Annotated in this window: 17 protein-coding genes; 5 read left to right on the top strand and 12 right to left on the bottom strand. The window is 68.0% G+C overall.

All coding sequences use genetic code 11. The annotated features are described in order from the left end of the window. The first annotated feature begins 251 nt into the window (after positions 1-251). The gene (locus FIP57_RS10610; protein WP_148573470.1) at positions 252-950 is read left to right on the top strand and encodes an SDR family NAD(P)-dependent oxidoreductase; all 699 of its coding nucleotides are present in this window, start codon (positions 252-254) and stop codon (positions 948-950) included. Here the strand turns inward: FIP57_RS10610 and FIP57_RS10605 are convergent. The 4 genes from FIP57_RS10605 to FIP57_RS10590 all read right to left on the bottom strand — a co-directional run bounded on the left by FIP57_RS10605 (position 943) and on the right by FIP57_RS10590 (position 7,251). Next, positions 943-1,689 (bottom strand): alpha/beta fold hydrolase, encoded by a 747-nt coding sequence (locus FIP57_RS10605; RefSeq protein WP_148573469.1) that lies wholly within the window; start codon positions 1,687-1,689, stop codon positions 943-945. The genes FIP57_RS10610 and FIP57_RS10605 overlap by 8 nt on opposite strands. Beyond that, entirely contained in the window at positions 1,686-2,786 is a 1,101-nt protein-coding gene (locus tag FIP57_RS10600; protein ID WP_238993397.1) for an MBL fold metallo-hydrolase, read from the bottom strand. The genes FIP57_RS10605 and FIP57_RS10600 overlap by 4 nt, the downstream gene beginning before the upstream one ends. 1,160 nt (positions 2,787-3,946) lie before the next feature. Further along, positions 3,947-4,798 carry a formyltetrahydrofolate deformylase gene (purU, locus tag FIP57_RS10595; RefSeq protein WP_148573467.1) on the bottom strand — a complete coding sequence of 284 codons (852 nt, stop codon included), beginning with the start codon at positions 4,796-4,798 and terminating at the stop codon, positions 3,947-3,949. Next, the gene (locus FIP57_RS10590) at positions 4,798-7,251 is read right to left on the bottom strand and encodes a GcvT family protein (protein ID WP_148573466.1); all 2,454 of its coding nucleotides are present in this window, start codon (positions 7,249-7,251) and stop codon (positions 4,798-4,800) included. The genes purU and FIP57_RS10590 overlap by 1 nt, the downstream gene beginning before the upstream one ends. A gap of 180 nt (positions 7,252-7,431) precedes the next feature. On the opposite strand from FIP57_RS10590, the gene FIP57_RS10585 reads away from it, so the two are divergent. The 4 genes from FIP57_RS10585 (at position 7,432) to FIP57_RS10570 (ending at position 12,193) form a co-directional block, all read left to right on the top strand. Beyond that, entirely contained in the window at positions 7,432-8,322 is an 891-nt protein-coding gene (locus tag FIP57_RS10585; RefSeq protein WP_148573465.1) for a bifunctional methylenetetrahydrofolate dehydrogenase/methenyltetrahydrofolate cyclohydrolase, read from the top strand. Then, positions 8,319-9,566: a Glu/Leu/Phe/Val family dehydrogenase gene (locus FIP57_RS10580; RefSeq protein WP_203231165.1), complete on the top strand. Its 1,248-nt coding sequence runs from the start codon at positions 8,319-8,321 to the stop codon at positions 9,564-9,566. The genes FIP57_RS10585 and FIP57_RS10580 overlap by 4 nt, the downstream gene beginning before the upstream one ends. A gap of 91 nt (positions 9,567-9,657) precedes the next feature. Continuing rightward, on the top strand, positions 9,658-11,172 hold the full coding sequence (locus tag FIP57_RS10575) for a PucR family transcriptional regulator (RefSeq protein ID WP_148573464.1): 1,515 nt from the start codon (positions 9,658-9,660) through the stop codon (positions 11,170-11,172). A 181-nt stretch (positions 11,173-11,353) separates the two neighbouring features. Beyond that, positions 11,354-12,193, top strand: a complete 840-nt coding sequence (locus FIP57_RS10570) for an MOSC domain-containing protein (RefSeq protein ID WP_148573463.1) — start codon at positions 11,354-11,356, stop codon at positions 12,191-12,193. A gap of 49 nt (positions 12,194-12,242) precedes the next feature. Here the strand turns inward: FIP57_RS10570 and FIP57_RS10565 are convergent, their stop codons facing one another. From FIP57_RS10565 to FIP57_RS10530, 8 genes are all read right to left on the bottom strand, one after another. Next, positions 12,243-13,883 (bottom strand): FAD-dependent oxidoreductase, encoded by a 1,641-nt coding sequence (locus tag FIP57_RS10565; protein WP_148573462.1) that lies wholly within the window; start codon positions 13,881-13,883, stop codon positions 12,243-12,245. Positions 13,884-13,912: 29 nt separating this feature from the next. Further along, on the bottom strand, positions 13,913-15,433 hold the full coding sequence (locus FIP57_RS10560; RefSeq protein WP_148573461.1) for an aldehyde dehydrogenase family protein: 1,521 nt from the start codon (positions 15,431-15,433) through the stop codon (positions 13,913-13,915). A gap of 63 nt (positions 15,434-15,496) precedes the next feature. Beyond that, positions 15,497-17,143, bottom strand: a complete 1,647-nt coding sequence (locus tag FIP57_RS10555) for an amidohydrolase (protein WP_148573460.1) — start codon at positions 17,141-17,143, stop codon at positions 15,497-15,499. 21 nt (positions 17,144-17,164) lie between these two features. Next, the gene (locus FIP57_RS10550) at positions 17,165-18,190 is read right to left on the bottom strand and encodes a PDR/VanB family oxidoreductase (RefSeq protein WP_203231164.1); all 1,026 of its coding nucleotides are present in this window, start codon (positions 18,188-18,190) and stop codon (positions 17,165-17,167) included. A 12-nt stretch (positions 18,191-18,202) separates the two neighbouring features. Further along, entirely contained in the window at positions 18,203-19,285 is a 1,083-nt protein-coding gene (locus FIP57_RS10545) for an aromatic ring-hydroxylating oxygenase subunit alpha (protein WP_162529756.1), read from the bottom strand. A 19-nt stretch (positions 19,286-19,304) separates the two neighbouring features. Further along, positions 19,305-20,681, bottom strand: coding sequence for an FAD-dependent oxidoreductase (locus FIP57_RS10540; RefSeq protein WP_203231163.1), 1,377 nt, complete (start codon positions 20,679-20,681; stop codon positions 19,305-19,307). A 37-nt stretch (positions 20,682-20,718) separates the two neighbouring features. Further along, the gene (locus FIP57_RS10535) at positions 20,719-21,684 is read right to left on the bottom strand and encodes an Lrp/AsnC family transcriptional regulator (protein WP_162529755.1); all 966 of its coding nucleotides are present in this window, start codon (positions 21,682-21,684) and stop codon (positions 20,719-20,721) included. Positions 21,685-21,794: 110 nt separating this feature from the next. Further along, entirely contained in the window at positions 21,795-22,907 is a 1,113-nt protein-coding gene (locus tag FIP57_RS10530; protein ID WP_162529754.1) for an ABC transporter ATP-binding protein, read from the bottom strand. Between the last annotated feature and the right edge of the window lie 3 nt (positions 22,908-22,910).

Below are 22,910 nucleotides of genomic sequence, written 5' to 3'. Positions count from 1 at the left end.
CCCGTCGATCCTCCCTCGGCGGACCGCATGGCGCCACATGCTCGCTTTCGGGGCCGCCCCGCTCCGTGTCGGTACATGTCCATCAATTGCACCCTCTCCCCGACCAAGCCAGTCACTGCTTTACTACGACCGACTGGTCGGTCGACAGCACGTTAACCAGCATTCGATTGCCAGCACAACCAGCCGACGTGATGTGGTTCTTAGCCGTCGGCAGGGGTCCGCGACGCGAGCAGTGAACTGCGAGGAGAGCCATGCACAGACCACAACGCGTCATCGTCACCGGAGCCGCGAGCGGCGTCGGGGCCGCGACGGTGTCGCTCCTGCTTGACCAAGGTGCCGAAGTCCTCGGCGTGGACGTTCAAGCCGAGCCGGCGCAGGCCCGAGCCGGCTACACGTACGCCCAGTGCGACGTCCGGGACCGCGAGCAGGTGCGAGAGGTGTTCGGGCGGTTCGCCGCCGACGGATTGACGGGCTTGGTGACGTCAGCCGGGGTCTATGGACGGGACGTCGCCCTCGACGACCTTCGGTCCGATGACGTGGAGCGGGTCCTGGCGGTCAACGTGGCCGGCACGCTTTGGTGCGTCCAGGCCGCCATGCCGCATCTGCGAGAGGCGCGTGGCAGCGTCGTGTGTGTCGCCTCAGTGGCGGGCCGTATCGGAGGTGTGCTGGCCGGCGCACACTACGCGGCAAGCAAGGGGGCGACCCTCGCCATGGTCCGATCGGTCGCCAAGACCGAGATCAAGAACGGCGTGCGCGTCAACGGCGTGGCGCCCGGACCGGTGGACACACCGATGATCGAGGGCCGCGGATACACGGTCGACATGTTTCCCATCGGTCGCTACGCGAGGCCCGAGGAAGTCGCCCGCCCCATCCTCTTCCTGCTCGGAAGCGGCGCGAGCTACGCCACGGGTGTGGTACTGGACGTCAACGGCGGCATCGCGTTCAGCTGATCGGTCCGAGCGTCGTGCGTCGGATCTTCCGGATCACCGCCGCGAGTTCCTCGGGTGCCTCGAAGGGTGGGGAGTGGCCACAGTCCAGAAGTGTCAGGGCACTGCCGGGCAGCAAGGATGCGAAGTGCTGGGCTTCCGTCACCGTCCTCACCGGGTCCGACGACCCGTGCACCACAGCCACGGGGCACCGGAGCTCGGCCAGCCGGTCGGTGAAGTCCAGGAGACGCTGGGACTCCAGGACCTCGAGCGCAGAACGGGGGTCCACCGAGCGCGCGTAGGAGAGCAGCGCGGCTGCGACATCCGCAGGTGGAGCCGAGGCGAACGACCGACGGAGCACTGCCTCGATGACCTCCTCAGCGCCGCCGTCGCGGATCTTCCGCACGATGGCTCGGACGTCGCCGTGCCCGTTCATGTGGGAGCCCGAGTCGACGAGGACCAGACCGTTGACCAGACCTGGATGCTCGAGGGCGAGCTGCAGGGCGATGGCACCTCCCGTGGAATGTCCGACGACAAGCCTCGGCGAGCCCCCGGCGTCGGCGATCCTCGAGGCGAGGGCACCGGCCACGCTCGGGATGTCCCACGGACCGCGCTCACTCATCCAGGAGACGACCTCGAGCTCGACCGGATCAGGGCCGGTTCCCAGCGCCGTCGCAAGCGGTTCGAAGATAAGCGGAGAGCAGAAGGTGCCGGGGATGCCCAGGACGGCGGACTTTCCGGCCCGCTGACCTGCCGGCTTCACCGGATGCACCCGAGTTCCCGGCCATCGTGCTCAACCCTGACGTCACTCCCATCGACTTCTGTCGCCAAACGGTAGACCTCGACCCCGTCGAGGGTCGACCGCTCAAGGTGACCACGTGCCTCGAGGAGGTACAGGTGCAAGGCGGTTTCCATCACCGCCAAGCCCGCGTTGAAGGGATCGAGGTCCTTCAGCCGGTGCTGGTGGCGCGTCCACCGGAGATCGGCCGCGACGTCCGCTGCCGTGGCCGGGCCGGCATCGAGCACCTGCAGGCAGAGCCCCAACCGTACGTCGTGGTGGGTCATGAGCTCGTCGACCCTCTCGTGCGAACGTTGCTCGGTACCACCGTGGGCCGGCAGCACCTTGAGGTCGGGCAGCTGACGGACCTTGGCCAGCGATCCGAGGAAGTCCGCCAAGGGACGGCGTTCAGCGGCAGCGGTCAAGCCGGCTGTGAAGCCCACCGAAGGGGTGATGGTCGGGAGCACGTGGTCGCCCGAGAACAGAAGGCCTGCCTCGAGATCCGCGAACACATAGTGGCCTTCGGTGTGGCCCGGCGTGTGCACGGCCCGGAGCGTGCGCCCACCCACCTCCATGGTGAAGTCGCCCGAGAACCATCGGTCCGGCCAATCCCACTTGCGCGGGTCGCGTCCGCCTTCCATCCGGATGCCGGCCCACTGCCGTGCCAGGGCCGGTGCGCCGCAACGGCGCAGCCGGTCGACGAACTCCGTGGAGCCGTCGGCGTCGAGGACTGACTGGAGCGCCGGCCGCTCTCTCTCGCCGAGGGCGACCACGGCACGACCGAACTCGTTCCTGAGCGAGATCGCCTGCGAATAGTGGTCCCTGTGCACGTGGGTGACCAGGAACGACGTGATGTCGCGTGGATGGTGGCCGACCGACCGCAGCGCCTGCTCGAAACGCTTGCGGGATTCCGGAATGGCCCAGCCCCCGTCGATGCAGGTGAGCCCGGCATCCGACTCGATGAGGTACACGTTCACCGCGCGCAGGCCGTCCGTTGGCAACGGCAGCGGGATGCGGTGGACCCCGGAGGCGACGCGGTAGGCGCCCGGCTCGGTCCACGACTGACCGGTCGGTAGGTTCACGCGCCACACACTAGCCAGTCGTACTCAGGCGATGCCGTCGCGAATCCTCAGCTGTGTTCCAGCGGTTGGTGAAACGAGGCCAGGGTCAGACCGGGGCTGCCGACGGTGCTGCGTTCGCGACCGTCCGGGAGGCCGCTGCCCACGAGAGCCGTGCCGCCGGGTAGCTGGCTGAGGCACCCGAAGTACGCCAGCTGGCAGCGGAAGCCCTCAGGGAGACCGAGGCGTTGCGTGAGGACGCCGCCATGTCGCGACTCGTGGAGCGCCAGCTCAAGGAGCTGGGCTACCCACAGGCTCGACCATTCGCGGACATTCACGCACATTCGCGGACCGTCGAGTCTGCGGATCCCTGTTTGGCGACCCCGGTGTGTCGTTGGGCCAAGCCGTGCTGACCGTTGAGCTCGTAACCGGCACCGCGTCAGGCTGAGTGCCGACCGCGGGCCCAGATCCTTGCGGCGGCGCATCTCGCCCTTGACAACCAGTGTCCCAAGTTCCAACGAAGCTCGCGCCCTGTGTGTCTTCGCAGTTCAGAACACATGTGGCTGGCGCGCCCGTAGGGATTCGAACCCCAAACCTTCTGATCCGTAGGCGCGGCAGAGTCGTTCAGCAGCGTCTGAATGGTTCAAGTTGCGCTCACCGCCAGGCGACCGTGCGCTCGCCGAGTCCGCCGCTCTCCTGGACCGTTGCAGTCAGCGTTGCCGTCAGCAGTCGTCTTACCGCGCCGAGGCTCGCCGGTTCAGTGGACCGACGTCTGCGGTTCTTACGGAACGGCCGGATTGCTATTCGCGTTGAGCCAATAAGACCAACCGGAGAAGATCCGGTGCGGCCGCGTCGGCATCCCCCGTTCGCAACTGGTACTGGTAGCGGGGACCGCCGTCCTCTTGCCCGCATGGAGCCGAGCCCCTCAGGGCGCGGCCGGGAGTCGGTTCACTGCGCATGGTAGCGAACGCGTCGGCACCGTTTCCAACTCGAACGAATTCGTCGCCCTTTTTGGGTCTAGCCACGGAAAATGTCCGTTGGAAACAGTCGCTTCGTACGCTAGCGAGCTGGCTAGCTCCGACACCTTACTCAGTCCGAGTCCCTTGGCAGAGGCGGGTCGTCATGCCTTTCGACTACCGCTCGGCCAGCAGGCTCGCCAGCAGACCAACTGGGTCCCACCGCCTTCACCGGAAAACCACCGTACGGGAGCCGTTCATAAGTACCCGATGCTCGGCGTGAGCGGTCACCGCCCGCGCGAGCGCAAGGGCTTCGAGATCACGGCCGATTGCGCTCAAGTCACTCGCTGAGTGCATGTGGTCGACCCGAGTGAAGTCCTGCTCAATGATGGGGCCCTCGTCGAGGTCGGCGGTGACGTAGTGCGCTGTCGCACCGATCACCTTCACGCCGCGCGCATGCGCCTGGGCGTACGGACGCGCGCCCTTGAAGCTCGGCAACAGACTGTGATGGATGTTGATCGCTCGTCCGGCCAGCTCCCGGCACAGCGAGTCGGACAGGATCTGCATGTAGCGAGCCAGGACGACCGAGTCCGCGTCGTAGGCGGAGATCAGCTTCCTCAGCTCGTCCTCGGCCGCTCCCTTGGTGGCCGCCGTCACGGGCACGTGGTGGAACGGGATGGCATGCCAGTCGACGAGCTCGCGGAAGTCCTCGTGGTTCGAGACGACGGCAACGATCTCCGCGGGCATGGACCCCGTTCGCACCCGATGGAGCAGGTCGTTGAGGCAGTGTCCCTGCCGGGACACCATCACGAGCATCCGGTGCCTGCGACCCGGATCGTGGACCGCCCACCTCGCCCCGAGCACGTCGCCGACGGCGGCGCCGAACTCGGTCCGGAGCTCGTCGATGTCGAAGCGCCGACCCATGGCGGCGTGCACCCGCATGAAGAACAGCCCCGTCTCGATGTCGCCGAACTGCTGGCTGTCGCGGATCGTGAATCCTCGATCTGCCAGGAACCCGGCGACCTTGGCGACGATGCCCTCACGGTCCCGGCAGGCAACGGTCAGGATCACATCGCTCATCAACTCTTTGGCCTCTCGGACTTCGGGTCGTACAGGGGACTGAGCGAGGCGCGGGCGGCCACGCGACGGCCAGCCACCTCGATCTCGTAGGGCTCCGCCTCGAACCAGCCGCGCGGCACCACCTCGGGGGCCTGGACCCAGCCCAATGCGACTGCGCCACCGAGCGTGTGGCCGAACTGCGCGGAGCCGACGCGGCCGACGAGGCGGCCGTCGCGGTAGATCGGCTCGTCGTGGAAGAGCAACGGAAGGGGATCGTCGAGCACGAACTGCACCAGGCGCCGCGTGACCCCCGCACCTTTGATCTTCTGCAGTGCCTCGCGTCCGACGAAGCCGCCAGGCTTGTCCCACTTCACCGTGAAGGACAGACCGGCGCCGATCGGGTCGTCACAGCTGGAGATGTCGTGCCCCCAGCTGCGGTAGCCCTTCTCGAGCCGCAACGAGTTCATCGCGTGGTAGCCGACAGGACGCAGTCCGTAGGGGTCGCCCGCGTCCTGGAGGGTGTTCCAGATGTGTCCTGCACTCTCGGCGGGGATGAGAAGCTCCCAGCCGAGCTCGCCCACGTAGGTGACCCGCGTGGCCCGGACGTAGGTCAGCCCGAGGTCGATCTCTCGTGAGGCACCGAAGGGGAACGCCTCGTTCGACAGGTCCGCGTCGGTGAGAGGCTGCAGGAAGCGGCGGGCGTCGGGCCCCATCACCGCGAGCATCGCCATGGTGCCACTGACGTCGGCGACGGTGCAGAACTCGTCGTGGTCGATGTTGCGGCGCAGGTGCGCCAGGTCGCGGTTGACGGTCGCAGGTCCCGACAGCACGAGGAACTCGTCCTCGGCGACCCGCGTGATCGTGACGTCGGCCTCGATGCCGCCGTGCTGGTTCAGCCACTGTGTGTAGGTGATCCTCCCGACGGCTGTGTCGATGTTGTTCACGGAGAGCCGGTTGAGCACGTGAACCGCGTCTCGACCCTGGACGAGGAGCTTGCCGAAGGAGGAGGTGTCGATCATGCCCACCTGCTCGCGTACGGCGAGGTGCTCGCGTGCCGAGTGCTCGAACCAGTTGGGCCGGCCGAATGAATACTCGTACTTCCGGGCGACCCCGTCCGGCGCGTACCAGTTGGCGCGTTCCCAGCCAGCCATCTCGCCGTAGACGGCACCGGCCGCTCGGGTCCGTGCGTGCAGCGGGCTCACGCGAAGCTCGCGTGCGGTGGTCCGTTGCTGGAAGGGCCAGTGGATCTCGTAGGAGACGTCCAACGACTCGACGACTCGGCTCTCCAGGAAGCGGCGGTTCGTCTCGTGCCGCTGCACCCGAGCCGGATCGGTCTCCGGCATGTCGAGGGGGCTGCGGCCGTCGACGATCCAGTCCGCCAGCACCGATCCAGCGCCGGGGCCGGACAGGAACCCGACGGAGTTGAACCCTGCAGCAACGAAGAAGTTGCGCAGGTTCGGCGCTTCGCCCAGGTGGTACTGACCATCGGGGGTAAAGCTCTCGGGGCCGCAGAAGTGCAACCGGATCCCAGCGTCGGCGAGGATGGGGACGCGGTTGATCATCGCCTCGTAAAACGGGCCCAGATGGTCCCAGTCCTCCGGCAGCTGAATGAACCCGTCCGAGCGCGGGATGTGGTCCGAGGCCCACGCGTAGCTGCCGGGCTCGAAGAACCCGATCATCAAGGCGCCGGCTTCGTCCTTCACGTAGGCGTACTCGTCGCCGGTCTTGACCGTCGGCAGGTTCCGCGGCAGCCCGTCGATGGCCTCAGTGACGATGTAGTAGTGCGCCAGTGCCTGGAGCGGCACGTCCACCCCCGCCAGCGCACCTAGTTCACGCCCCCACATGCCGGCGGCGTTGACGACGTACTCGGCCTCGATCTCACCGGCGCTGGTGCGCACGCCGGTCACGCGTCCGCCCTGCGTCAGGACGTCCGTCACGACCACGCCTTCGACGATCCGGACGCCGCGGCTCCGCGCTCCCCGGGCCAACGACATCGTCGTGTCGCTGGCGCTGCCGCGGCCGTCCTCGGGGAAGTGGAGGCCGCCGAGCAGCCCGTCGGGGTTCAGGAGCGGGTGGAGCTCGAGGGTGCGGTCGACGTCGAGCAGCTGCGCCTCGATGCCGTTGCCGCGCACGACGCTCGCGAGGTGCCTCAGCTCTTCGAGGCGGTCCGCCGAGGTAGCCAGGTTCATCGTGCCGGTCCTGACGAAGCCGGTCGAGAAGCCGGTGTCCTGCTCGAGGTTGTGGAACACGTCCAGGCTTCTCTGGACCACCTCGCGGGTTCCCCACGTCCCCCGCGCCTGCGTGACGAGGCCGGCCGCATGCCAGGTCGTGCCCGAGGTGAGGGTGTTGCGCTCGAGGAGGACCACGTCGGTCCAGCCGCGGCAAGCCAAGTGATAGGCGGTACTGGTCCCGATGATGCCGCCGCCCACGACCACGACCTGCGCTCGAGCGGGAAGCTGTTGCTGCACTCCCATTGAGCCACCTTCCTTCCGACAGCCACCGTGCATCCGGCGCGAGCCCTCCTGCCATGCGTCGCGAGAGGGAACGCGCGAGGGCGGGTTGTGCGATCGACTAGTGGCGTGCCCGCGGACACGTCGTGGACCTTTGGCTGACCGCCCATGCTGCCGGAACTGGGCGAATGAGAGAGGTCGGAATTGGATCGCACGGCCATCGTCATCGACGGCAGGCGCGCAGCCGCCCGAGTGAAGAAGTCACTGCGCGACCGGGTCGCCGCCCTGACTGCGGCGGGACGACGCCCCGGGCTGGGGACGATCCTGGTCGGGGACGACGCAGGATCCCGCTCTTACGTCGCCGGCAAGCACCGCGACTGCGCCGAGGTCGGGATCGAGTCGTTGCGGCTCGAACTTCCTGCTGATGCCTCCCAGAGCGACGTCCTAGGAGCCGTTCACCGCCTCAACGAGGATCGGCGGTGCACCGGCTTTATCGTCCAGCTCCCTCTCCCCGCTCACCTCGACATCCACACCATCCTGGCAGCCGTCGATCCCGACAAGGACGCCGACGGCCTCCACCCCGTGAACCTCGGAAGGCTCGTGCTGAACCAGCCCGGCACGCTGCCCTGCACTCCCCAGGGCATCCTTGAGCTGCTGAGGGGGAACGACGTCCCCATCACCGGTTCCCAATTCTGTGTCATCGGGTGCGGCACGACCGTGGGGCGCCCTCTCGGTCTCATGCTCACTCGGCCGAGCGAGCACGCGACGGTCACGTTGGTCAACGAGGCGACGGTCGACGTCGCAGCCCACACCCGGGTCGCGGACGTCGTGATCGCCGCGGCGGGCGTGGCCCATCTGGTGAAGCCCTACTGGGTCAAGCCGGGCGCAACGGTGCTCTCCGTCGGCATCACCCGCACCGTCGAGGGAATCCTGGGCGACGTGCACCCGGATGTCGAAGGTGTCGCAGGGAAGTGGACGAGGGCGACCGGCGGAGTCGGGCCGATGACCCGGGCGATGCTCCTGCGCAACGTCGTCGAGCTCGCCGAGCGAGCAACCTGCGCAGCCGGGCCCGCTGACCTGCGAGCCGCCCTGTGAGCACCGCGACGCCTCTCGACGACGCTCTGACACAGCTCGGCGAAGCGGTCGCCCTGCTCGGTCACGACGAGGGGCTCCACCATATGCTCGCCACGCCACGGCGTGAAGTGACCGTGAGCATCCCGCTGCGCCGCGACGACGGCCGCACCGAGCTGCTGATCGGGCACCGGGTGCAGCACAACTTCTCGCGCGGCCCCGCCAAGGGCGGGTTGCGCTACTCGCCCGACGTGACGCTCGACGAGGTGCGAGCACTCGCGATGTGGATGACCTGGAAATGCGCGCTCCTCGACGTGCCGTACGGCGGTGCCAAGGGAGGTGTGCGCATCGACCCCACCCTCTACAGCACCGCGGAGCTCGAACGAGTGACCCGTCGCTACACCAGCGAGATCAGTCCGCTGCTCGGACCGGAGCGCGACATCCCGGCGCCCGACGTCGGCACCGACGAGACGACGATGGCGTGGATGATGGACACCTTCTCCGTGCAGAAGGGCCACACCGTCCTGGGCGTGGCCACCGGCAAGCCGATCGAGCTCGGAGGCTCTCGAGGTCGTGCCACCGCGACCTCGCGCGGCGTCGTGCACGTGGCGTTGGCCGCCTTGCGCACACGTGGCCTGAAGCCGAGAACAGCAAACGCCGCGGTCCAGGGGTTCGGCAAGGTCGGTCGCCATGTCGCTCGGTTCCTGGCCGACGAGGCCGTCCGCGTGGTGGCCGTGTCCGACCAGCACGGCGCAGTGGCTGAGGAAGGCGGCCTCGACGTCGACGCGCTCGCGGCGCACGTGGGGGCGACCGGCTCGGTTTTGGGCTTCGCCGGTGGTTCCGCCGTCGACCACGACACCGTCCTCGAGGCAGACGTCGACCTGCTGGTGCCGGCGGCCGTTGAAGGCGTCCTGCACGGCGACAACGCTCACCGCATCCGGGCGCGCATCGTCGTGGAGGGGGCCAACGGACCGACGACGCCGGAAGCCGACGCGGTCCTCCGCGAGAACGACCAACTGGTCGTGCCGGACATCCTGGCCAACGCAGGAGGAGTGATCGTCTCCTACTTCGAGTGGGTGCAGGCCAACCAGGCCTACTGGTGGAGCGAGGCCGAGGTCGAAGCGAGACTGGCTGAGCGCATGCTCGCAGCCTGGGACGCGGTCGGCAGCCATGCCGTCCGGCTCGACGTGTCGCTGCGCACAGCAGCCACGTGCCTCGCGGTGGATCGAGTGGCGCGAGCGCACCAGATCCGCGGCCTCTACCCGTGACGCCGGGATGGGCGGCGTCATGAGCGTCGAGCGGCCGGGAACCGCTCCGCGTCCTGCCGACTCGGTGCGCACCCGTTCGTAGGATGACTCGATGGACCTGACCGTCGAGTCGTTAATCGGCGATCCGCTGCTCCGGACCAGGATCGTGGCTGGCAGCTCAGGGCTCGACCGCGCAGTTGCTTGGGCGCACACGTGTGAGGTCCCCGACCCGTGGAACTGGCTCGGGAGCGGCGACCTGCTCATGACGGACGGTTACGGGTTCCCGGCCGAACCCCAGGCTCAGGTGTCCTTCATCCGAGAGCTCGCCGCTGCCAACATCGCCGGACTGGCGCTCGGCGAAGGTTTCGCAGCACCACCCCTGACGCAGGAGGCGATCGACACCGCCGAGGAGCTCGGCTTCCCGGTCCTGATGACCGCGCGGAGCGTTCCGTTCGTCACGATCGCCCGCGTCGTCGCCGAAGCGACCAACGGACGAGGCAACGGGCGGGCCGCCCGCGTCCTGCGCTTGTACGATATCCTGCGGCGCTCACATCGCGCCCCGACGTCGGGCGGCCTGCTGGCGGAGCTGGGCGACGAGCTGGACGCAGACCTGCACGTCATCGATCTCACCTACGGCCGTGAGCTGATGCCGGTCCGACGTCCCCTGTCCGAGGCGGTGCGCAGCGCTGCACTTGAACGAGTCAGGGCCCAGGATGGTCGACTACCGGCGTTCAACCGGCTGACCGAGGGTGGGATGTCGGTCCTGCTCCTCCCCGTGGGGACCAGCGACTCGGCAGGGCTGGTCGTGCGCGAGAAACAGGGGCGAGACGCGCCCGACCTCATCGTCGCCCAGCATGCAGCGATGATCGTCGAGCTCGAGGTGGAGCGGCGCGCGGCCAAGGCCTCACGGGCTCGCGAGCGAGGAACGGTGCTCGCCAGGCGCATGCTCGACGGAAACATCGGCCCGGAGGCGGCCTCGGCGCAGCTACGAGCGCACCGGCTCGGCACCGGCCCGTGGCGTGTCACGGCGTGGTCCGGAGGCGCCTCCCAGTCGACTGCGAACGGGACCCTGACCAACCCGCTCACCGATGCGCTCGAGTTCGTGCCGTGGCCTCATCTCTACCTCTGCGCGGCTGAGACGCACCTGGTGATGCTCGAGGACTCCGTCTACCAGGAAGGCCTGAAGCTGGACCACCTCGAGATGAGCATGGGTGCCAGCCAGCCGCTCTCCTCGCCGACGCGCTTCTCCGACGCGGTCCGCGAGGCTCGATGGGCACTCGAGGGCGCTGTGGCGGCGGGAGAAGCGACCGCGGTCTACGGCGCACGAGGTTCGTACTTCATGCCTCGGACGGTCGCCGAGGGGGAGGTCGCTGTCCGGCAGCTGCTCGGGCCCATCCTGGACTACGACGAGGCGCACGATGCCCAGCTCCTGCGGTCGCTGCAGGTGTACTTCGAGGTCAACCGTTCGTGGCAGGAGGGCTCGCGGCGCCTCGACGTCCACAAGCAGACGCTCGTCTACCGCATCCGGAAGATCGAGGAGCTCACCGGAGTCGATCTGCGGGACTTCGGTGTCCAGGCCGAGCTCTACATGGCCCTGAAGACGTGGCGTCTGTTGCACGCGACGTGACCGGGGGCCGAGCAACCGCGCCCGCGCCATCCGTCGATCGGTCGAATCGCCCGACGACCCTGTCCGATGTGCCAACGGCCTGCTGACCCCGCGGGCCACGGATGGCGAGATACTGGGGGTGCACCATCCAGGCGTCTGCGCACCGGGCAGGCTCAGTGTCCGAGTGGCGAGGAGCTCATCCATGTCGCGGAGCACCCGACCGGGCGGCGCCCCGCCGGGGCCGGCCAACGGGACCGTCGGGTCCGTCGCGAGCCTGGATGTCTCGGCGACCAAGGGGTTCGCTCTCCGCAGTGTCCCTGCGGTCCAGGTGTCGCCGACCGGCATCGTGGGCAACCGTGAGTTCTTCCTGGTCGACGTCGACGAGCAGCTCTACTCGGTGCCGAAGGACGCGGTCTTCCTCGCGTACTGGACGGCGTACGACCCGGCCACCGGAGTCTTCTCCATGGGCCGGTCCGACATCGCAGAGTGCGCAGCGGTCGTTCGGGACGTCGGCCCCAAGCGTCGATTCCAGTTCGACGAACGCCTGGTCGACGGTTACTGGGCGCCGGGGCCGTGGGACGAGCTGGTGTCTGAGCTGGCCGGGAGGTCCCTGCGCCTTGCGCGGTGCGCGGAGCCGGGCGGAGGTTTCGACGTCCACCCGTTGACGCTCCAGTCCACGGCCTCCTTGCGCGCGCTCGGTGCTGAGCTGGACGGCCGCCCGGTCGACCCACGTCGGTTCAGGCTCAACGTCACGCTCGAGGTGGGCGACCGACCGTTCATCGAGGACGAGTGGGCTGACCGCGTGCTCGAGGTGGGCGGCTGCCGGCTGCGCCTGCGCGGCGGGATCCCGCGCTGCCTCGCGGTGGAGCACAGGCCGTACGACGCCGATCGCGGCCTCCAGGTGCAGCGCCGCATCCGCGAGCTCCGCGGTCCGACTGCGACCGAGTGGGGGCCGGCCGTGCTCTTCGGGATGTACGCCGACGTGGTGCAGCCCGGGACCGTTGCCGTGGACGATCCGGTGGTCCTCGCGCCGTTGCCGTAGCCGGTCCCGTCGGTCGTCGGCGCGACACATCCGAGCTTCCAGCCGGTCCCTACGTGCGCAGTGCCGTGGTCACCAGGCTCTCGTAGGTGAGGAGCTTCACCCGCGTGCGTCCGCTCGCTCGCCCGGCGCCGACCTCGGTCTCCTCGATCCGCTGCCACCCGACGAGGTCCACCATCTCCGGTTGACGCGTCCGGACGAGATCGACCAGGTCGGCCAGGTCACCGGTCGGGGAGCCGACGTGCCCTGCTGCCACGTCGTCGAGCAGCGAGGTCACCGTCTCGGCGGCGTCGGTCCGGTTGGTTCCGATCACCCCCGACGGGCCACGCTTGATCCAGCCGGTGCAGTACAAGCCGGGCGCGTGCTCTCCGGTCTCCGGATCCAACACCCGTCCGGAATCGTTGGGGATGACGCCGGCGGAGGGGTCAAAGGGAAACCCCGGCACGGTTCGACCTCGGAACCCGACCGCCCGGATCACGAGGGACGTCTCAAGCGTCTCCGACCGTCCGTCCGGGCGTGACAGGACGACAGCCGAGACCGTGCCATCGCCAGCCCCGGTCAGCTCGGTCGGGGCGAGGCGGAAGCGCATCACGATCCGGCGTGGCGCCGTCGGGGTGCGTTTCGCGGCGGCCTCGACGATCGCCCGTCGCCGCGCGAGAGCCGCCGACCTGCCCCCGACGCTCGCCGCCTCCAACTCGTCGTCGGTGACCGACACCTCCGCGGCGTCCGCGAGCAGGTCGACGCCCGGCAGCTTGGAGAGCGCGAGCAGCTCGGCAGTGCTGCAGGCGGCGAAGGCCTGGCCGCGTCGCGCGACGACCACGACCTCCTCGATGGCGCTCCGGCGAAGAGCCTCGAGCGCGACGTCGGAGACGGAAGTGCGCTCATAGGCCGACGCGGGCTGAGTCAGGACGCGCGCCAGGTCCAGTGCCACGTTGCCGTTGCCGATGATCACGGCTCGTTTGCCGGACAGGTCGAAGTGCCGCTCGGCGAAGTCCGGATGGCCGTTGTACCAGGAGACGAGCTCGCGCGCGGACACCGAGCCTTCCAAGTCCTCCCCCGGAATGCCCAGCTTGCGGTCGTCGGAGGCTCCTGCTGCACAGATGACAGCGTGGTGGTGCTCCAACAGCTCGGCGACCGACACATCACGCCCCACCTCGACGTTGAAGAGGCACGTGACGTTGGGACGCCGCAGCACGCGTGAGAAGCGGTCGCCGATACGCTTCGTCCGGTCGTGGTCGGGAGCGACTCCCGAGCGCACCAGTCCGAACGGTGTCGGTGTGCGCTCCACGAGCGTCACGGAGACTCCGACGATCTCGCTCAGCTGCTCGACGGCGTACATCGCAGACGGCCCGGCTCCGATCACCGCGACGCTGAGCTCAGGATGCTCGGAGGGAAGCCGATGACGCTCCACCGGAAGCGGTGCCACGTCCTGTAGCGGATCCGTCGCGAAGTACTCCGCGTTCATGCCGATGGCGTCCGCGAGCGGTGCCGGGACGGCCGCGTCGTGGTGGATCGCCTCCACCGGACAGACGAAGGCACACGCGCCGCACTCGATGCAGCTCGCCGGGTCGATGTAGAGCTGCTCGGTGGTGGTGAAGTCTGGATCCCCCGGGCGCGGGCGGATGCACTGCACGGGGCAGACCGGGACGCAGGAGGCGTCGTTGCAACACCCCTGCGTGATAACGAATGTCATCAGCGCTCAGGACCTCACCGTCGACCGCGTCAGGCTTGCTGCCATGCCTCGTCCGTGGAGTAGGGGAACCACCAGAAGTCGTGCTCGGACGCGAGCGGGTCGACCATCACCAGCTTCGTGTGTCGGAACGTGTCCAACCCTTCTGCGCCCAGCTGGCGGCCCAGGCCGGACATCTTGCGTCCACCGAACGGGCCGGCGTCGTTGTCGAGGATCGGCGCATTGATCCACACCATGCCGGACACGATCTCGTTCGTCGCCTTGTGGATCTCGGCCGCATCCGTCGTGTACACCGTTGCCCCCAGTCCGAAGGCCGACCTGTTCGTCAGCTCGATCGCCTCGTCCACGCTCGACACCTTCACGATCGGGGCGAGAGGGCCGAACACCTCGTTGTTCACCACGTCCATGTCGGGGGTCACCCCGGTGATGATGGTGGGTTCCACGAAGTAGCCGCCGGAGAGCTCCTCGGGGAGGTCAGCGGGACGTCCGCCACCCATCTCGACCTTCGCCCCCTGCTCGACGGCACGCGCGACGATCCCCTCGAAGCGGTCACGCTCGCCGGCGTGCTCCATCGGTCCGACGTCGACGTGGTCCAAGCCGTGGCCGATGCGGAGCTTGCGGGTCTCCTGCACGAACAGCTCGACGAACCGGTCGTGGACGTCCTCGTGCACATAGATCCGCTCCGCCGAGGTGCACACCTGCCCGCAGTTGAAAAAGGCCGCGAAGGTGGCGGCGCGCGCGGCCACCTCGATCGGGGCACTCGGAGTGACGATGAAGGCGTCGTTGCCGGAGGCCTCGATCAGGCAGGGCTTGAACTGCTCCGCGCACGCCTTCGCGATCCGCTGACCGGTCGGCACGCTCCCGGTGAAGCCGACCATATGGGTGTGGCGGTGCTCGACCAGCTGGGCACCGACGCTTCCGCCCCCGGTGACGCACTGGACCAGCCCCGCCGGGAGGTCGTCGAAGACCTCCATGAACTTGAGCGTCGTCAGCGAGGCCCACTCCGACGGCTTGACGATCACCGAGTTCCCGGCCGCCAGTGCCGCTGCTGCCTCCCAGATCAGCAGCAGCAGCGGGAAGTTGGCGGGAAGGATGACGACGACCGTGCCCATCGGTTCCTTGAGCGTGTAGTGCATCTGGCCGGCGATCGAGGGGCCCAGCACCGAACCGACCGAGTGCCTGCCGAGCTCGGCGTAGTAGTCGATCGCGCTGATCGACCAGTCGACCTCGTCAGCGCTCTCCTTGTACGGCTTGCCGGTCTCCCTCGTGAGCAGCTCCGCCACCACCGGCTTCAGCTCCCGAAGCCGACGAGCTGTGGCGTGCATTGCTTCGGCACGATGGAGCGCGCTGGCGCTCCACCACTCCTTCTGGGCCTGGTTCGCCGCCGTCACGACCGCGTCCACCTCGTCGGGGGTCACCGACGGGAAGGATCCGACCTGCTGCCCCGTGGCGGGGTCCAGCACCGGCTGATGCTGGGACGTCTCGCTGACGACGTACTTGCCCTCGCGGAAGTACGTCCCGGTGAGTCGCTCGAACTCGGCGGCGTGGTTCATCGTTCTCCTCTGTCAGGGCTTCGCTGTGTGATGTCGTCTCCCGGGTACGGCGGCGCCGTCCGGTCAGCTGATGTCGTGGATCAGGTCGCCGCCGAGGTAGACCCTCTCGACGGCGATGTCTGCGAGCTCGTCCGCCCCGACCGCCAGGGGATTGCGGTCGAGGACGATCATGTCGGCCAGCTTGCCGACCTCGAGGGTCCCCCGCGTCGTCTCCTGCTGCATCGCGTGGGCGCCGCCGAACGTGTGCATCCGGAGGGCCTCGCGCACGGTGACCACCTGATCGAGGTTGAGCGTCCCGCCGTGGAACGTCCTGCGACCCACGCAGCTGGCGATGGACCGGAAGGGATCGGTCTGTCCGATCTCCGAACCGACCCACACGTCGGAGCTCCCGGAGATCGGCCAGCCGTCATCGAGGAGCCGGCGGAGGGGGAACTGCCGGCTGCGGGAGTACTCACCCAGGTACTCAGGGAGGAACTCGGCGAAGTTGTGGATGAAGGTCGGTTGCGGCACCGGCACGATCCGGGCCCGTCGCCACGCGCTGCTCAGCTCGTCGTAGTCCGGCACGAAGTTTCCAGCATGCTCGAGTCGGATCCGCGGGCAGCCTCGGAGCGCCGCCTTCTCCAAGGCGTCGCACACGTGGAGCTGGGCGTGGTCGCCGTTCGCATGGATGGCCAGCTGCAGCCCCGCTGCATTCGTGCGCTGCGCGATCTCCACGATCTCTTCGGTCGAGAATGCGATCTCCCCGCAGTTGTGCCCGTCACCGGTCGCGTACGGCCGGGTGAGGGCGGCGCGAGCCGCCGAGTAGCCCCCGTCCGCGAACACCTTGACGCCCTGGATGGAGAGCATGTCGTCGGGAGATCGGAGCTGGGCCCATCGTCGGTGGTCACACGCCTCGTCGAGGGTGACCGACCCGGGCACCCACAGGTAAACGTGGATGCGCGCCTTGAGCCGACCGGCCGTGATGGCGTCGTCGTAGGCGCGGAGCCCTCCCTCCACCGTGTCCGAGATCTCACCCAGGGTGGTGACCCCGTGCGCGGTGAAGAGCTCCCGCACCCCGGCTTCGACGGCGTCGCGCTCCTCGTCCACGCGCAGCCCAGGCAGTGGCAACAGCTTGTCCATCTCGGAGACCACGCCGGTAGGGCGCCCGTGGGCGTCGCGCTGCACGGACGGCTTCCCGGTGACGCTGTAGTCGACGGACCTGAAGTCCTCGTCGATCCCGGCCAGCTCGAGTGCCTTGCTGTTCAGGATGCTCAGGTGGCCACCCGCCCTGATCACCACGGCGAGTCCGGGGCAGACGGTGTCGAGCTCCTCGCGCGTGGGGAACCGACGGTCGCGCAGCTTCTGGTCGAAGAACAGGTTGCCCTGGGCGACCAGCCAACCGTCCCGCGCCTGGTCCCGGTGCTCGCGCAGCGTCGCGAGCACCGAAGCGACGTCGGGGCACGCCGGGGCGCGGACATCGACCATCTGGCGACTGGCCTTGGAGGCCACCTCCACATGGGCGTGAGGGTCGACGAACCCGGGCATCAAGGTGCGCGACCCGAGGTCCACGACGTCATCCCAGCACCGTTCGGTCCTCGCCAGCTCGTCGACCGTGAGGACCGCGGACAGCCGGGAGTCGCGGACGACGACACCGCCCGGCCCGTCGATCTCGTTCTCACCCAGGGTGAGGACGTGATCGGACCGGAAGAGCGTGCTTCTCGGGGCACTCATGCGGGGCCCTCCCGTCGTTCCTCAGAGGTCGAGCACAAGACGTTCACCTCGGCATCTCGAGACGCAGATCATCATGTAGCGGTTGCTTGCGCGATCGGCTTCGCTGAGCACGACGTCCCGGTGCTCCGGCACGCCCGCAAGGACGCGGGTCTCGCAGGTCCCGCAGGTGCCTTCCTCGCAGGAGGACATGGCATCGACGCCTGACGCCCGCACAGCGTCGAGGATCGACTGCTCCGGGCCTACCTCGAGCTCCTTCTTGCTCTGCGCCAGCTCGACGACGAACGACCCGGCTTCCTCGCCTGCCTCAGGCGCCGTGAACCGTTCGACCCGCAGGGACCCGGCGGGCCAGTCGGAGGTCGCCTCCCGAAGGGCATCCAGCATCCCCTCCGGACCGCACGCGTAGATCAAAGTGTCGCTGCGCGGCTCTCCGAGGTAACCGACCAGATCCGGCCGTCCGCATTCGTCCTCGGCACGGATTTCGACCTCTGCACGTGCGGAGAAGTCATTGAGGAACGCCATGGACGTTCGGGACCGCCCGCCGTAGAGCATGCGCCAGGGCGCGCCGGCCGCGCGGGCTGCACGCACCATGGACACGAGAGGCGTGATGCCGATCCCCCCGGCGACGAAGATGTATTTCTGCGCGACCTCTAGCTCGAAGTTGTTGCGCACGTGCGTCACCTCGAGCTCAGCGCCCGGAGCCACATGGTCGTGGAGCCACACCGAACCCCCACGAGAGCTCTGATCGCGCTGGACGGCGATCGACCACGTCTCCGCATCGCTCGGTTCCCCGCAGAGCGAGTACTGACGCTGCACGTCGCTGGGCAGCTGCAGGCTGATGTGCGTGCCTGGCGACCACTCGGGCAGCCGCTCACCATCGGCGCGACCCAGGTGGAACCGGACGACTCCGTCGGCGATCTCCTCCCGCCGCCGCACGACCAGCAGCAGGGGTGCCTCGACCGTCAGGACGTCGAGGGGCGCAGTGCGCAGTCGTTGTAGGTCTTGCATGTCATCCGCTCTCCCGAGGGTGCCGACGCTGCTGGTCGGCACGAGCAACGACGCTCAGGCGCCCTCAAAGCCGCTGAGCATCAGCGACTGCATGTGCTGGAGCAGCTGCTCCCCACCCTTGACCAGGTTCCGGTTCGGGGGACCCGAGTAGGAGGGGTTGAGGCCGCGTTGCATGTTCTCCATGACGTCCTGGTCCTCAGCGGTGATGGTCGAGTAGCCCGCGTAGTAGGCCTCGATCTCGGCATCTGTGACCGACTCGTGGAAGTAGTGGGTGCCGACCGCCTGCGTCGTCGTCGCGCTCACCGGGGCGAAGGTCCAGACGTCGTAGACGAGTCCGCCTGCACGCACCGGAATGGTGCTGGGGAACATGTACCACTGCTGGTAGTTGCCCATCCGTTGTTCGACCTGGGCGGGGCCCCACTGGTACGAGTAGTTCTCGAACGCGTGGTACTGGTACACCGGCATCTTCACGTTGTACGTACGCGCGAAGCTGGGGTGGGTCAACGTGCAGTGCGTGCACTCGATCGAGTTATCGATGACCAGCTTCCAGTTCGCCTCGATGGTGTACGGCTCGCGGGGGACCCGGCGGAAGCCGTCTCCCATCTGCCACCCCTCCTTCGCGGCCTGCTCGGGCAGCTCGTGGAAGCGCTCCATGAACGCCGGCGCGTTGACATCGAGGTTGGCGAAGATGAGCGGGCCCCAGAAGTCCACCTTGATCGGGGTCAGGGAGAACGCGCACTTGTCGAAGCCGACCTCGTCCTGGGCATAAGGTGCGCTGCGCAGTGACCCGTCGAGCTCGTAGTTCCAGCCGTGGTACCGGCAGAGCAGGCTGCGAGCGTTCCCCGCGGGTTCGCTCTTGACCAGGTGCCCGCGATGCCGGCAGGTGTTGAAGTAGCCGCGGATCCCTTCCTTGGTGCGGGTCAGGAGGACGGAGGCCTCAGCGATCGTGGCGGTGAGGAAGTCACCGACGTTGGCGAGCTGGTCGACATGCCCCACGTGGTACCACGACTTCCGGAAGATCAGCTCCCGCTCGTGGTTCAGGACCGCATCGTCGTTGTACCAGTGCACCGGAAGCCCGCGGTCGTTCGCGATGGCGTCCTTGAGCTCCGCCGTGAGCTGGTCTCGAGTGAATGTCATGGGTTCTCTCCGGTCCTCGCTAGTTGGTGTTCCTGGGCGTGCCGGCACCGTCGGAGACGGCTCGCACGGCCTGGGCCCCTGCATGTGCGGCTTGGTTGACACGTTCCTGCCAACGGCGTGACCGCCCGGCTGTCTTGACGAGGGCGGACCTGAGGTCCGCGGCGGGACGGGGCCAACGCGTCCCGACCCGGCCGTAGAGACGCGAGTAGCGCTGCGTCGCGTTCGTGACCGGTCGCTGTCGCCGCTGCCACTCCAGCAGCCCGTCCGGGATCGACTCGATCTCGCGAAGCACCTGCGCGAGGAGGTAGCCGTTGGTGATCGCGAGGCAAGCGGCCTGGCCCAGGTTGGGCGACATCGCGTTCGAAGCATCGCCGACGATCGCGGCACGGCCCTTAACCCACGAGTGGCACCTGACGTCAGAGAAGGACGCCCAACGCGCGTCCTCGGGGATGCGGTCGATGATGCTGGCCAGCTGGGGGAACGACGCTTTCCAGCTCCCCCGGTCCAGGGGCGTCCTCCGACCGGCCAGGTCGCCCGAAGGACAGCAGAGGTAGACGTAGACCTGGTCGGGGGTCACCGGCACAACACCGACGCGTCGCGCACCGTTCCAGTACTCCAACGTGTTGTTGACCGGGTCGTGAGGGAGTCGGGGGATCAGGTGCCGGCTGCAACCGTCACGCAGGTCGCGCACCTCGAGGTCCAGGCCGAGGGCGCGGCGGACCGGTGAGAACACGCCATCGGCGCCGATGACCAGATCAGCGGAGACGGACTCGCCACCGTCGATGACCAGGCGACCGTCCTCATGGGCTCCCACGACGTTCGAGCGGGTGAGGATCTCCACGCCGGCATCGCGAGCGGCATTGGCCAACGCACCATGTAGGTCGGTCCTGAGAACGGTGTAGAGACGGGTGTCCTCGGACTTCATCCAGTCGTCCTGGATGCACCTGCCGCGCTCGTCGTACAGCTTCCAGGAGCGGATGGCTTCCCCGCGACGGGTTGCCTCGTCGAAGGCGCCGATCGACTCGATGGCTCGGAGGGCGTTTTCCCAGAGGAAGATACCGGCGCCGATCTCGCGGAGGGCACTCCCCCGCTCGTGCACCCGCACCTGCCACCCACGCTGAGCCAGCGCGGTGGCCACGGTGAGCCCAGCGAGCCCAGCACCTGCGACCTCTGCGGTTCTCTCAGTCACGCTCGCTTCCTCCCACATTTCGTCGATCGCGTTATCGTGACCATTAGAATCCGTCATACGTTGCGCTGTCAATACGCACTTTACGTCTTCGCATCGGCAGCAGTCGGTACTATTCGTCGTTGAGCAGGATTTTCCCGCCAGAGAGTGGCACGCAGCGTTCGACGCAGGGTCCGGGCCGTGAGCGCGCGCCGGGGCGTTGTGGCGCACCCTGGACGCGGCGGTGGCGCGAGACCGACCGGGCTCGCTACTCGGCAGCCGACGGGATGTTGTAGTACATGTTGCGCACGATCGCCGTCTCGAAGCTCGCGAGGGTCCCCATCGTCACGACCCGTTCCTCCAACATGCGGAGCACATCGGCTTCGTCGCGACAAACAGCCTCAACGAGGACGGTCCACCGTCCCGCCGCGGTCGCCACGTACGTCACCGAGGGGATCTGAGCGAAGGCGTCGGCCAGCTCCGTGAAGGTTGTGCCGGTGGCCGGAGTCGCGAAGATCCAGACGCTCGTGCGGAAGCCGAGCGTGATCGGGTCGATGACGCCCATGATCCGAAGGTGCCCGGCATTGACGAGCCTGGTGACCCGCTTGCGGACCTGCGACTCCGACATCTCGAGGTCGGCACCGATGGAGCCGAACGGCCGGCGGCCATCCCGGTTCAGGGCCGCGACGATACGGCTGTCCGTCCCGTCGAGTGGCTCCGCTCGCTCACCGACTGCAGGCACACCTTCGGCCGGCCGCGTGAAGTCCGGCTGCAGGTAGTGGAGCTGGAAGTACGGCGACACCTCGAGGGACTCGACCTCGTGGGCCATCTGGAGCCTCGTCTCGATGACGTCGGCCATCTCGCGCGGGTCGCGCGCCAGGATCTCGACGACGACCTGGAACCGGCCCAGGCAGGTCGCGACGTAGTCGATCTGCGGGACCTCCACCAGGGACGCCGCGAACTCGGACGCCGAGAAGCCAGGCTTCACGCGGAGGAGGACCAGGCACATCGACCGCAGCCCCAGGACACTCGGGTGGGTCACTGCTCGGATCTTCACGACTCCGCTCGAGATGAGCTCGCCGACCTTGCGCCTGATCGTCGCGACCGGCTCGTCCAGCGTGCGCGCGATGTCCATCGAGCTGGCCCGACCGTCGCTCTGCAGGATCCGGATGATCTCGGTGTCGAGGGAGTCGAAAGACGTCCGCGAGGGAGCCCATGCGGGTTCGTACGCCATCGCGAGGCGCGGTGGAAGTGCTGGGTTCACAGGTCGCTCCGTCACTCGCATCTCGAGGGGTCGTGTGGGCCCAAGACCGAGCGCAGGTGCCCACACTGTCGATCGCATTTCTAGCCCACGGAGACGACGTCCGTGTCGTTTGCAGGAGCCTCCGCGAGTTGCTGCTCACCGATCAGGCGGAAGTCCTCGGGCGAGAGGTCGACCGAGACCCTCTCACCGATGTTCCTCACACTGTGGACTCCGTCGTTCGGCACCGCCGCCTGGAGCGTCATGCCGGCCTCGAACGCAACTCTGTAGTGGGTGGCAGCGCCGACGTAGGACACATCGACGATGACACCGCTCAGAGCGCCGGCGCTGCCGGCTCCCCCCAGCCTCACACGCTCCGGGCGGATGGACAGCTGCACCGTCCCCGAGACCGGCGGCGACCCGGCCATCGCGAACTCCGCATCTCCGATGCGAGCGACCCATCCAGCGTTTGCCGGGAGGACGGTGGCGTGGAGCATGTTCGAGATGCCCATGAACTGGGTGACGAAGAGGGTCTGCGGCCGCTCGTACACCTCCGAGGGTGCGCCGACCTGCTCGAGCCGCCCGTTCTGGAGGACCGCGATCCGATCACTCATGGTCATGGCCTCCTCCTGGTCATGGGTGATGTAGACGAACGTCGTCCCGACCTCTCGATGGAGCTCCTTCAGCTCCACCTGCAGCTGACGCCTCATCTTGGCGTCCAGGGCGCTCAACGGCTCGTCGAGCAGGAGGACGTCGGGGCGCAGCACCAGCGCCCGGGCGAGGGCAACCCGCTGCTGCTGACCACCCGAGAGCTCCGAGGGGTTGCGGTGGCCGAACGTTGACAGCTGCACGAGCTCGAGCACCTCGTCGACGCGCCGGATGAGCTCTCGCTTGCCAACTCGAGCACGTCTGAGGCCGAAGGCGACGTTCTGCCGGACCGTGAGGAACGGGAACAGCGCGTAGTTCTGGAACACCGTGTTGACTGAACGCCGGTTCGGCGGGAGGCAGGTCACGTCGTTGCCGTCAATGAACACCCGGCCGGAGGTCGGGGACACGAAGCCACCCACGATCTTCAGCGTGGTGGACTTCCCGCAGCCGGATGGGCCGAGGATCGAGAAGAACTCACCCGCTTCCACGCGGAGATCGAGGCGGTCCACTGCAGCGTGATCGCCATACGTCTTGGTGAGCCCCTCGAGTACGAGTTCGCCGTTGACCATGAA

Origin of the sequence: Nocardioides caldifontis, assembly GCF_008087345.1 — a bacterium.
GTDB lineage: Bacteria > Actinomycetota > Actinomycetes > Propionibacteriales > Nocardioidaceae > Marmoricola_A > Marmoricola_A caldifontis.
This window is presented reverse-complemented; position numbering and strand designations above follow the sequence as displayed.